This window comes from Paenibacillus hemerocallicola (assembly GCF_006265175.1).
GTDB lineage: Bacteria > Bacillota > Bacilli > Paenibacillales > NBRC-103111 > Paenibacillus_AB > Paenibacillus_AB hemerocallicola.
On record NZ_VDCQ01000055.1, the window covers coordinates 23,040 to 34,634 of the forward strand.

Annotated in this window: 9 protein-coding genes; 3 read left to right on the top strand and 6 right to left on the bottom strand. The window is 53.8% G+C overall.

Annotated elements, in window-relative coordinates; translation table 11 throughout:
* The first annotated feature begins 362 nt into the window (after positions 1 to 362).
* Positions 363 to 2,636 (top strand): ATP-dependent helicase, encoded by a 2,274-nt coding sequence (locus FE784_RS29460; RefSeq protein WP_139605844.1) that lies wholly within the window; start codon positions 363 to 365, stop codon positions 2,634 to 2,636.
* A gap of 88 nt (positions 2,637 to 2,724) precedes the next feature.
* Here FE784_RS29460 and FE784_RS29465 read toward each other — a convergent pair whose 3' ends face one another.
* Entirely contained in the window at positions 2,725 to 4,152 is a 1,428-nt protein-coding gene (locus FE784_RS29465) for a SpoVR family protein (RefSeq protein ID WP_139605845.1), read from the bottom strand.
* 7 nt (positions 4,153 to 4,159) lie between these two features.
* Positions 4,160 to 5,305 carry a sporulation protein YhbH gene (gene yhbH, locus FE784_RS29470; protein ID WP_139605846.1) on the bottom strand — a complete coding sequence of 382 codons (1,146 nt, stop codon included), beginning with the start codon at positions 5,303 to 5,305 and terminating at the stop codon, positions 4,160 to 4,162.
* A gap of 619 nt (positions 5,306 to 5,924) precedes the next feature.
* On the opposite strand from yhbH, the gene FE784_RS29475 reads away from it, so the two are divergent.
* Positions 5,925 to 6,236: a hypothetical protein gene (locus tag FE784_RS29475; RefSeq protein ID WP_139605847.1), complete on the top strand. Its 312-nt coding sequence runs from the start codon at positions 5,925 to 5,927 to the stop codon at positions 6,234 to 6,236.
* Between the two features lie 220 nt (positions 6,237 to 6,456).
* Here FE784_RS29475 and FE784_RS29480 read toward each other — a convergent pair whose 3' ends face one another.
* From FE784_RS29480 to FE784_RS29490, 3 genes are all read right to left on the bottom strand, one after another.
* Positions 6,457 to 7,785: an extracellular solute-binding protein gene (locus FE784_RS29480; RefSeq protein WP_176706624.1), complete on the bottom strand. Its 1,329-nt coding sequence runs from the start codon at positions 7,783 to 7,785 to the stop codon at positions 6,457 to 6,459.
* 51 nt (positions 7,786 to 7,836) lie between these two features.
* Complete coding sequence (locus tag FE784_RS29485) at positions 7,837 to 9,120, bottom strand: sialidase family protein (protein ID WP_139605849.1); 1,284 nt, start codon at positions 9,118 to 9,120, stop codon at positions 7,837 to 7,839.
* Positions 9,121 to 9,483: 363 nt separating this feature from the next.
* On the bottom strand, positions 9,484 to 10,299 hold the full coding sequence (locus FE784_RS29490) for an IclR family transcriptional regulator (protein WP_139605850.1): 816 nt from the start codon (positions 10,297 to 10,299) through the stop codon (positions 9,484 to 9,486).
* A gap of 282 nt (positions 10,300 to 10,581) precedes the next feature.
* On the opposite strand from FE784_RS29490, the gene FE784_RS29495 reads away from it, so the two are divergent.
* Positions 10,582 to 10,836, top strand: coding sequence for a hypothetical protein (locus tag FE784_RS29495; protein ID WP_139605851.1), 255 nt, complete (start codon positions 10,582 to 10,584; stop codon positions 10,834 to 10,836).
* 549 nt (positions 10,837 to 11,385) lie between these two features.
* Here FE784_RS29495 and FE784_RS41640 read toward each other — a convergent pair.
* On the bottom strand, positions 11,386 to 11,595 hold a 210-nt coding region (locus FE784_RS41640; RefSeq protein WP_218103833.1), incomplete at its 5' end, for a hypothetical protein.

Genomic DNA, 11,595 nt, shown 5'->3' on the forward strand with positions numbered 1-11,595 from the left:
AGCTCTTAGCACGATCGCATTTTCCAATAAAAAATAGTTCGGATATGTCCGGGAACTTCTATTGACACGATGAATGCGGCATTCTTCTAATGATTATGGGGTGATGCGCGGCCAATGTCGCTTTTCGGTGATCGGAGGTTTTATTGTGTTCGTTCCCCTGTATATTTCACAGTTTTGACTCCTTCGATGTCGTCGATGTTGCCCAATGTGAACGGTATAGCGATAGCTGAGTCTGCTGGCGGGACTGAGGAAGTTTCCTGAAGCGTTCTTGCGAAAGCCGGGAGGCGTCCATACTGGAGCGGGGATTTGGTTCTATGCTACAATTTAACGTACAGCACAACAATAGATGGAAGGGACCGGCCATGGAACCAGAGGATGCTTTTTTTGTCCGCAAGCAAGAGGAAATCGGCGTCTCGTTGAATGCCGTCCAGAAGCAGGCGGTGCTTCGTACGGATGGCGCGCTGCTGCTTCTCGCCTCGCCGGGGTCCGGCAAGACGACGACGATCATCATGCGGATCGGCTATTTGATCGAGGTGAAGGACGTATCTCCCGCGCGGGTGAAGGCGATCACGTTCAGCCGGGCGTCCGCGAACGATATGAAGGAGAGGTTCAAGCGCTTTTTCCCCGACTATCCGGACGATTGCGTCGCCTTCTCGACGATCCACAGCTTGGCGTTCGAGATGATGCGGGACTATTTTCGCAAAAAAAGAGTGGCGTACCGGCTTATCGAAGGAGATATCGCGCCGGGCGAAGTCGGAAGCGGCGAGTCCGACAAACTGCCGCTTCACAAAAAGCTGATTTTGCGGGAGCTGTACCACCGGATTGTCGGCTCCCTGATCACCGACGATCAGATGGACGAGCTGACCACGTACATCAGCTTTGTCAAAAACAAGCTTATCCCGCCGCAGCAGTGGTCGCAGGTCAAATGCGACGTGCCGGAAGCCGAACGTATCCTGCACGAATACGAGACGTTCAAGCGGTCGGGCGCGGACAAGCTGCTGATCGATTACGACGATATGCTCGTCATCGGCAACGAGGCGCTGGAGCGGGATCGCGAGCTGCTGACGAGCTATCAGCGCAGGTACGATTATGTGCTGACGGACGAGAGCCAGGATACTTCGCTCGTCCAACATGCCATTGTCGAGAAGCTGGTGCGCGCGCACGGCAACCTGTGCGTAGTCGCCGACGACGATCAGAGCATCTATGGCTGGCGGGCGGCGGAGCCGCAATATTTGCTCGATTTCAAGCGGCATTACCCTCGCGCCGCTATTTTGAAGATGACCCAAAATTATCGGTCTTCCCGAACTATTGTCGATATAGCGAACAGGTTTATCAAGCGCAATCAAAACCGGTACGACAAAAATATGTTTACCGCCAATAGGTCCGATAGGCCGATTGTGCTGAAAAGCTTGTCCGACTACAGATTTCAAGCCAAATATATAGCCGAGAAAATAGCCGGTATCGAACAGCTGCGCGAAGTGGCGGTGCTGTACCGGAACAATGCGTCTTCGATCTCGCTGATGAACGTTTTCGACCGGATCGGTATTCCGTTCTATATGAAGGACGGCGACAATCGCTTTTTCTCGCATTGGGTCGTCGAGGACGTGCTGAATTTCATGAGGATGGCTTATACGGATAAACGGGCCGAGCTTTTCGAGAGCATCCATACGAAATGCATCGGGTACGTGACGAAGCTGCAGATGGCGGCGATTAAGGGGCTCGCCAACAACGAGTCGGTGTTCGACAATTTGCTCCGTTTTGCCGAACCGCAGGAGTATCAGAGGAAGCTGCTGCAGGACGCGAAGGATACGTTCCGCCAGCTTCGGGCGATGCCGCCGCAGCAGGCGATCCGCGCCATCCGCGGCAAGCTGGGGTACGAGAAGGCGCTGGAGAGGTTATGCGAGCGGCTCGGCTTTCGCAAAGAATATTTGATCGGCATCGTCAATACGCTGGAGGATATCGCGGAAGGGCTGGATACGCTGGAGCAGTTCGCGGCGAGGCTCAAGGATCTCGAAGCGGCGATGCGTTCGTCCAGACGCAACAAGACCGAAAATGCGGTAACGTTATCCACGCTGCACAGCGCGAAAGGACTCGAGTTTGAACGGGTATATATGATCGATTTGATCGAGGGGGTCATTCCTTCGAACGACGATGTCAAGAAATTCGACAACGGCGACACGGCACCTATGGAGGAAGCGGTACGCCTGTTCTACGTCGGCATGACGCGGGCGAAATCGCATCTGGAGCTGCTATCGTACCGGATCAGGGACGGCGGACAGACGAAGGAATCGCGATTCATGTCTCATGTCCGTCATCTGCAGTCGGGCCCGCGGCAAGCGGCTGCCAATCCGGCATCGGCAACGGCTGCGGGACGGGAAGTCCGGAAGCCTGCTGCGGCACCCGAAGCGAAGCGGGCTAAGCCGGTCAAGAAAAAAACGGCGAAGGCGGAATTGAATCCGGAGGAGAAGCAGCTATTGGCTCGCATCCGGGAGACCGGGTCGGCCCATCATCTGAAGTTCGGGCAAGGCGAGGTCGTGCATCTCGATGAGGCAACGATCCATATCCGTTTTGAAGGCGGAGTCAAAAAGCTGCTGGTGGCGGCTTGTCTGAAAACGGGACTGCTGACGCCGGTGTAGGCGGGGCAACCGGAACATGAAAACCGGCGAGATGTCCTCTCGACCGGTTCTCTTCGTCCCGATTACGGCAATCACCTAATTTGAATGTCTACATAAACTTCCGGTGCTGCTTCTTGCCGTCGAACGTGAACAGGACGCTTTTGTCCTCGATGACGGTTTCGAGGTGGACGGTCCGGCCCCACAGCTTATGCACGTACGGTATCGTCTTCTCCAAATATTTGATATCGAGCTCGATGCCTTCGAACGAATGCTTCAGGTACAGCTCGCCGTTGTTCGTGTGGTTGCCGTCCTGAACATGAAGGACGGGGAAGCCGCCGTTAATGCGGGAGTAGACGAGTTGGTCGCGCACGGACTCCCATGCTTTCTCGGTAATTTTCCACTCGGGGCCCTTTTTCTCGAAAACATACAAATCCAAATCGTCGACGAGCTCCTTCGTCAAATAGTTGCGGATAAACGACGTGTCGGAATCGAATTCGCGCACCTCGAACATTTTCTCTCTTCCGCGTCCCGGCTGGCGGCCGAACCGCCGCATATCCTCCTCGGACGGTTTGTCCCAGCGTTTCTCGATGTCCTCGAATATTTTCAGACCCAAATAATACGGGTTCAGGCTGTGCCGCGACGGCTGCACGACCCCGCTGTTCAGCTTGGCGTATTCGATCGTTTCCTCGCTGGTCAGATCGAGCTCCCGTACGATACGCTGATGCCAGTAGGACGCCCACCCTTCATTCATGATCTTCGTTTCCATCTGCGGCCAGAAGTACAGCATTTCGTCGCGCAGCATCGTCAGGATATCCCGCTGCCAGTCTTCGAGAATCGGCGAATGCGCCTCGAGAAAGTGGAGCAGATCTTTTTCCGGACGGGACGGAAACTTCCTGGACGTTTCTTCGGCCGGTTTCTCGTCGGCGTTTTTGTCGAGATCCCACAAGTCCTCATAGCCGGTTTGGCCCACCGGGGTCTTTCTCGCTTTGCTCCTGGCGTCGGCGTCGCGACGTTCCTTATCCCCGTAGTACGGTTTCGTCAGAGTCGGATCTACATGCTCCTGAATGGCCAGTACCGCATCCAGAAACGTCTCTACCGCTTCCGTTCCATGGACGAGCTCATAGTGGCGTACCCGTTCCGCCGTTGCCGACATGCTCTCGACCATATTCCGGTTCGTCTTGGAAAACCGTGCATTGTTTTTGAAAAAATCGCAGTGGGCGAGCACGTGCGCGACGATCAGTTTATTCTGGATGAGCGAGTTGCCGTCGAGCAGGAAGGCGTAGCACGGATTCGAGTTGATGACGAGCTCGTATATTTTGCTCAGCCCGAAATCGTATTGCATTTTCATGCGGTGGAACGTTTTGCCGAAGCTCCAATGGCTGAACCGGGTCGGCATGCCGTAAGCCCCGAACGTATAAATAATGTCGGAGGGGCATATTTCATACCGCATCGGGTAGAAGTCAAGGCCGAATCCTTGCGCGATTTCCGTAATTTCGTCGATGGCCCGCTCCAGCTGTTTCATTTCATCCGGATGCATGTCGTTCTCACCCCTCCTTCGGTTTTGTGAAAAATGTTTTCAGCGCTTTGTACACTTCGCCCTTCTCGCGGATGACGCAATGCTGGAAACGGGGATATTGGATGTGGCGGTAGGCGGACATGAGCGTGCTGCTCCGGTTGTATTGGTTCACCTCGCCGTAGCCGAACATGTTGCACCGCTCCAGCAGCTTCTCGATCAGCTTGACGCACCGTTCGTTGTCGGAGGTCAAATTGTCGCCGTCGGAGAAATGGAACGGATAAATGTTGTAATGGGACGAAGGGTAGCGTCTGTCGATAATTTCGAGCGCCTTCTGGTAGGCCGAGGAGCAGATCGTTCCGCCGCTTTCCCCTTTGGTGAAAAACTCTTCCTCGGTCACTTCCTTCGCTTCCGTATGGTGGGCGATGAACACGATCTCGACCTTCTCGTATTTCGTCCGCAAAAAACGGGTCATCCAGAAGAAGAAGCTTCTGGCGATAAACTTCTCGAAGCTGCCCATCGAACCGGACGTGTCCATCATCGCGAGGATGAGCGCGTTCGAGTGGGGAACGACGACTTCCTCCCACGTTTTGAACCTCAGATCGTCCGGGGAAATGTGGTGGATGCCCGGCGCTCCCGAATTGGCGTTGCGGCGCAGGTTCTCGAGTATGGTCCGTTTTTTGTCGATATTGGACATGATCCCCTTCTTGCGGATGTCGTTGAATTGGATTTCCTGAACTTCCAGGTTGTCTTTCTGCTTCTGCTCCATGTAAGGCAGCTCCAGCTCCTCGAACAGCATCGACTGAAGCTCTTCCATGCTGACCTCGGCCTCGAAATAATCTTCGCCGGGCTGGTCTCCGGCCCCTTCACCTTTGCCCGGATTCGCCGCGGACGGATCGACGCCGAGCACGTCGCCTACCTGACTGTCTCCGTCGCCCTGTCCGACATGCTTGCTTTTATTGTGGTTGAAGCGGAACCGGAATTCGTCCAGGCTGCGGATAGGAACCTTTATAATTTGCTTGTTGTGGGACGTGACGATATTTTCTTCCGTGACGAGATCGGGCAAGTTTTGCTTGATCGCTTCGCGCACTTTTTGCTGGTGGCGGGTTTGGTCCTGGTACCCTTTGCGGTGTAGCGACCAGTCTTCCCGGGATACGATAAACAGCGGCTTTGACATGATGCGGCACCTCCTATATAGTGTTTTACGCCCGGCGCGGTGCTGCGCTCGGACTGTCACGGATATCGGGCAACGTAAAAAAGAGCTTGTTATCAAATATATTCAAGCGGGCAATGGATATGTGAATGGGACAAGGAACGATTTTTGGCCGGAGAGGGACGAACGGTCTGGGAGGCAGCGGGAGGATTCACCGGAATGATGTCGGTTGCGTACGGAAATGTCCTTGCTCGGTTCAAGAAGCGTAGCGTTCCGAACAGAAAAAGCCCCTCGGATAGGGGGCTTTATGGTATAATATGGGTCGTACGGGCGGCGGCGTTCCTCCGGAAAGGGGGAGTGCTATGGACTTTTCGCTGCAAGAAGTGGATCATGCTCGGAATGTTTCTCCTGGCGCTTCTCGCTTACTTGAAACGAAGATAACCCGCCCAGGTTAGCTGCCAAGGGAACGGGTTATTTTCTCATGCCGTTAGTTGCGCGGGAGGAACCTCGCCCAAGTGTTGTGCAGGGAGTCGGCGGCAACCGGCTCCTGTTTTCTATTTTTATGATATCATGGGATAACTATACGCTCAACATGCGTAATGAATGCCGGAATAGCAGAGAAAATGATGCAGAGAGGTCCAAGATGAGCAAACAGAAAGCCAAAGATGAGGCTTGGGCGGATGCCAAAAAACGATGCCGTTTAAACGACGAGGATATACGCATGGCGAAAGAGCTGGGGATGACGCCGAAAAGCTTGACGAAAAATATTCCGTCTCCCTCCGAGCAGTGGAAAGCTCCCGTCCGCGAATGGATCAGGGATTTGCATGCGGAAAAATTCGGCGACAGACGCCCTGCCGGAGAGGCCGCACCCGTCCAGATCGCGAAAAAGCGCAGCGTGGTCAAGCAACGGGGAAATTCGACTCCGCCTGCGGGGGACGAAGAACTGCCATTTTAGACGAAAGAAAACTGCGGGCAGCGGCCGTATGCTGCTTGCCTCGAAGGGAAGAGCTTAATAAAAGAAAGGAGACGAACCGCGTGTTGATTGGCGCCACGCTCCCCAAGCAGGAAATCAAGCGGCTCTGCGGGGAGGAAGTCCGGAAGTTCGAAAGCCTTCAATGCCATCGGCGGGATGGAATTGAAGGCTTTTCGTTCGGCGGGTTATGTCGATTGCTCCGCTATCTTGCCAACTGCTCGGCGACGGCTTTATCCGCCCGCTCGTTCGCCTCGCGCAGCACCGTGTTCACGTCTTTGCCCTTCAGATGCTCGTTAATGGCCTTGCTCATCTCGATGACGCCCAAGCCGTAATAAGGCGAAGCTTGCTGCATGTCGGCGTAGGAATCGAACACGAGCGCTTTCGAGTTTTTGCCCGCAAAGCTCGGAATATCTTTGCCGAAATGCTCCATGATCGGCTGCGCGTCTCTTAGCGACGGCATATAGCCCAAGTTTCTGGCCGCCCATTCCTGATACTCGTTGGAGGTAAGGTAATTCAACACTTGGAATGCCGCATCGCGGTTTTTGCTCAGTTTCGTAATCGAAGCGAACGTCGGATTGGGCGACGGGCCGACGCCTTTCTTGTCGGGGAAGACGGGATATTTCGCCAGATCCCAGTTTTTGAGCGCATCGGCGGTCATCTTGATCAGCCCGTCCGCGTCCATATACATCGCTACGGTCTGGTCTTTCAGAAACCAGTCGCGCATGCCCCCCAGGCTGTAAGCGTTGTTCGGCGGCTCGTTGCCGGGAATGGACCAGATGCGGGCCGCGTTCTCGAACACTCTTTTTATTTGGTCGTTATTCGTCAGCTGCGCTTTATTCGTGGACGTATTGAAGTAGAGCGCGGACAGCTGGTTCCAGCCGACGATATGCTCCCATGCGAACATGAGTCCCTTGTACGCGACGCCGCCGTCCGTCCGCGTCATTTTGCGGGCCAGCTCGTATACTTCGTCCCACGTCATATTGTCCGCAGGGTAGGCTGTGCCGAACTTGTCGAATAGGTCTTTGTTGTACAGAAAGACAAGCGTTCCGATATTGATCGGGAAGCCGTAAACTTGGCCGTCCGACAGCTTCTTCTGCATGTCGATCGGCGTCGCCTGCAGCCGGTTGAGGTCGTATTTGTTTTTGGCGATCAGGTCGTTTATGCTGTTCTCCAGCTTATAAGAGGTTAAATAAGTGGGCATGCCGCTAGCCGATGTGAACAAAAGGTCGAGCTGCGGATTCGTGGCGATCAGATCTCCGAAATTGGTTCCCGTTGTCGAGATATACTGAAACGTGTACTTCGGAAATGCTGTGCGGAGCTGAGCCCCGTAGCGGATGTTGAACTGCTCCTCCGACAAGCCGGGCTGCGTAAGAGTCAGCGTCGTCGGCGTGTCGACGATCGTCCTTGCGTCCGATGCGGCGTCCCCGGATTTGCCTTCGTTGCCGGGGGCGGAAGCGGAATCTTTGCCGGAGCAGGCGGTCAGCATCAGGCAGACGGACAGTAGCGAGAAAGTCGTTTTTTTGGATAACATGCGGCGTGCCTCCTTCATGGAAAGGGATTGACGGACTTTGTTTGTCCGAGATCAGTCGCGCAACACAATTTCGTATTTGTTGATCACGCTTTCAAAGCTGTGCAGGTCGGCACGGAACGGCGCATGCACGACGATTTTGGATTCGGCGGCATCGAGATAGGAGTGATGGTTGGAATAATCGACAGGGTACCGCGCCGCTTCGACTTCCTGCTGAGCGATATGCCAGGCGCGCCTCGTATCGATTACGGTTACGCTGTCTCTGAGTATCGAGAGCGTATCCGTGTCCAAGCGGGCGATGCATAGCGGATAGCGCGGCAAGTTGCCGTTCGGATTGTCGCCGGTAATAATGCCGACAAAATAAATCCGTCCTTGCTTGTCCAAAACGAGATCGGGACACGAGGAAGAGGAATACATCGGCTGCCCGTCCTCGTAGGCCAGACGGACCGGCCGGCTCCACGTCCGTCCTTGATCGCGCGAGACGCTGACGAATTTCGTCCCGAGAATGTCGGGCCGCTTCATATTGCTGCCGCGCAGTATCATGATCAGCGTGCCGTCGTCCGACTCCTGGATGACGGGCTCGTATACGCCCCGCGTGGACTCCTCGGGAGTCGCTTCCGCATAAGTATCGCACGCTTCCCAATCGTATTGCTGCTTAACGGCGTTCCAACTGCCGAGTATGCAACCGGATTTGAAGAACCCCATTCCCGTCGGATTGTAAATATCCCCGTCCGGGCCGACGGTCTGCAATTGAATACCGACGGCAAGTTTGCCTTTGTTGGGGCCTTCGCCGCGAATTTTGTGCATTTTGAACAAAGAGGTAATCATGTTCACGCCATATGTAACGCCGGGAAACATGCGGTCTTTGTCGTAGCCCTCGTCGTTCTGGTGCATGTAGATGGCGTCCGTCCAGGTGGCTCCGTTATCGAAGGACAAATAATAATACATCCGTCTTTTCCTGAATAAAGAATGAATTTCCCCGTTCTCCCATAGCATTTCCGTCACGATCCGGATCATCGCGCCGGCATCTTCGTCATACATGCAGTCGCCGGCCACTTTGCGCATGAAATCCCGACCTTGGCCGACACGGTAAGGCTTGTCGTACACACCGACCTCCCGCCACGACTTGCCGTTATCCGGGGACACCCGGTACAGAATGCCCTCCCCGCTGTCGGATTTGCCGAATAGGTTGACGAATTGCAGCAAGTTTCCGCAGCCCGGCCGGGAGGGGTTGCGGGTATAGGCCGTAACGGCATTCAGCAGGGCATAGCCGGTACGCTCGACCGCACATTCGTGAGCGACAATCCGGGACACATAGTTCCCCATTCCGTCAGCCAATGGATACACCTTCTTTCCTCGCTCGATTCGCAAAAGTTCGTTCCCGCTGAAAATGCAAAACGCTCATCCCCCTTTTGTGTTCATAAATCCGGTAATTGCTCCTGTAGCCTCGTACGCTGACCGCAGTTCGTCTCGTTGAAAGAGACGCGATCTCGGTAAATGATTAAAATATATCGTCTCTTACAGTGAGACGGCGTTTCTTTCAACGATATCCTGAGTATATATTTCTCGCTTTATGGCTGTCAAGCTTAATGAAGCATCCGCTGCATGAAGAATTCGAATGCCGTCACGGTTTGCGGGACAGCAAAAAACCACGCTTTCGTCGTGAAAAGCGTGGTAACCGATTATGCCGATGCTACTGCTTCATGGAGCGTTGATACCGAAAACATCGCCGACATTCACTTTGGGAATATATCCGAGCCTTTCGGAGATGGCGACCGCGTAGCTTTTTACGACAGCGGCTATTTGCTCCGTTTTGTCCGGGCTGATGATGCGAATATCTCCGCCTACGCTGATGGCGGCCGTAACCCGGTCCGTATGGTCCCGGAGAGGAGCGGCAACGCAGCGGAAGTTGAGAAGGTTTTCTTCGTCGTCCACGGCATATCCCCGTTCGCGCACCCGCTTCAGTTCGGCGAGGAAGGCGTCCATATCCTGGATCGACTTGTGCGTTCGCCGCGGGAAGCCATACGCATTCAGCAGATCGGTCACCTGTCGTTCGTCCATCCAGGCGACCAGCACCTTCCCGAGCGCCGAGGTGCTGAGCGGATTGCGCACGCCTACCGGCGCGTACATGCGGAGGGACTTCGGGGATTCCTGATTTTCCAAATACAGCACGCTGCCTTGGTTCAAGATGGCCAGATGCGCGGTTTCGCCGATTTTCTCGGCCAGCTCCGGCAGGAAGCGTCTGCCTTGCATAATGAGATTGTTGTTCATATAGACGGAGCCGAGCTCGAAAGCTTTCGGGCCTACTTGATACTTCCCGGTCTCCGGCAACTGCTCGAGCATTTGAAACGATTGCAGCGTAGCCAGATGACGATGAACGACGCTTTTGTGAAGCTTGACCTCACTGGCGATTTCCGTAATGCCGAGCGGCTTTCTTTCCCGTATGAACATTTCGAATATCATCATCGACCGTTCGACCGATTGCAGCATAAAGTAAGGCGAATTGTCCTTGCTCATAACATTCCTCTCTCGTGCCGGGGAGTGGGTGCTTCCAGTAAAATCGGCTATTAGTACGAGTATAGGTCGTCGGTCCGAGCAGTGTCAAGCTTGTGCGACCCGCTGTATCCCGCCGGCCGGACGGCATGGCGCCGTGATCGGAAAGCATATGGGGATATGGAGCCGTCGACCGCCATCGGCCTAATTTTGTCCGTAATTTGAACAAAAAATGAAAAAGTGGTGAACATTTTGCGAATAATATGTTACAATGATCGTAACAATCATCCGCAAGGAGTGTTTCTCATGACGACAAAACAAATCGCGATACAACAACAATCGGTTAAAGACGGCAACCGCCTCGCCTCGTTCATGACCGTAGCGGCTTGGATCGCGCTTGGCATCGGGCTGCTCACTTGTTTGTTCGAGGTAAGCGATTTCTCGGATCGGAATCTCGGTCTGATGGTCGGCATCGGGTTTCTCGTCGGCAGCGTGCAAATTTATATGATCGGAGCGGCCATCCGGCTGTTTCATCACAACAAGGCGAAGCAAGGCGGCTGATGCGTCCTGTCCGGTACGCCTATATAGAGGAAGAGAAGCCGCGAAGGCTTCTCTTTTTTTGATCAATATAGAAAGTTTAACTGTTACTACTCAGGTACAATACTTTGTTTTATCGCGAATCCTGAACGCTATATGTTGTGTTTAGGGCTTCATAAACTTGTGAATTTCACGTCATTATTGGGCTGCGTTGCAGGGTAGATATCAATATATAGTAGCTCGGACGCCGATTTTACTCAAAGTGTTCTATATAGGTAGCTAAGTAGTAACGTTTAACTTCGCTAAAGCACTAAGCGAAGGACTTTCTTTGCCAAGAAAAGCAACCGCAATATCGCGCTCATCTTCGAAATACGTCGATATTTTGGGGTGACCTAGGGTATCCCCTTATCGTGCGACTGTAAAGGCCTCTTATCGGCAGTTCGCGGAGCAAGTACTTCCGTTATTTTTGGTGCAGGGAACGATGAGTTCCTTTATTGTCTGCGAAAGGCGGGGAAATCGCCCATACGGAATAAGGAGTTCCTTTATGGGAGCAAAACGGCCCTCAACCGACCTTCATTCTGCCGATAAAGGAACTAATCGTTCCTTTATGCCCCATTTTAGCTGCTCTCTGAAGGAATAGCGGAACTTTTTGTTCCGCTTTGCTATATAAGTTGAACTAAAGAACCAACTAAGAGTAGCCCAATGCAATGGAAGAAGGGAATTGCCTTGTGAGCGAGTTTTGGCTTTGAGTTTCAACCTTGCCGTAGGACAATACATGCCCCC

Excerpts from the sequence above, each read along its gene's own strand:
- FE784_RS29460 (WP_139605844.1), top strand. The coding sequence starts at position 363 with ATGGAACCAGAGGATGCTTTTTTTGTCCGCAAGCAAGAGGAAATCGGC.
- FE784_RS29465 (WP_139605845.1), bottom strand. The coding sequence starts at position 4,152 with ATGCATCCGGATGAAATGAAACAGCTGGAGCGGGCCATCGACGAAATT.
- yhbH (WP_139605846.1), bottom strand. The coding sequence starts at position 5,305 with ATGTCAAAGCCGCTGTTTATCGTATCCCGGGAAGACTGGTCGCTACAC.
- FE784_RS29475 (WP_139605847.1), top strand. The coding sequence starts at position 5,925 with ATGAGCAAACAGAAAGCCAAAGATGAGGCTTGGGCGGATGCCAAAAAA.
- FE784_RS29480 (WP_176706624.1), bottom strand. The coding sequence starts at position 7,785 with ATGTTATCCAAAAAAACGACTTTCTCGCTACTGTCCGTCTGCCTGATG.
- FE784_RS29490 (WP_139605850.1), bottom strand. The coding sequence starts at position 10,299 with ATGAGCAAGGACAATTCGCCTTACTTTATGCTGCAATCGGTCGAACGG.
- FE784_RS29495 (WP_139605851.1), top strand. The coding sequence starts at position 10,582 with ATGACGACAAAACAAATCGCGATACAACAACAATCGGTTAAAGACGGC.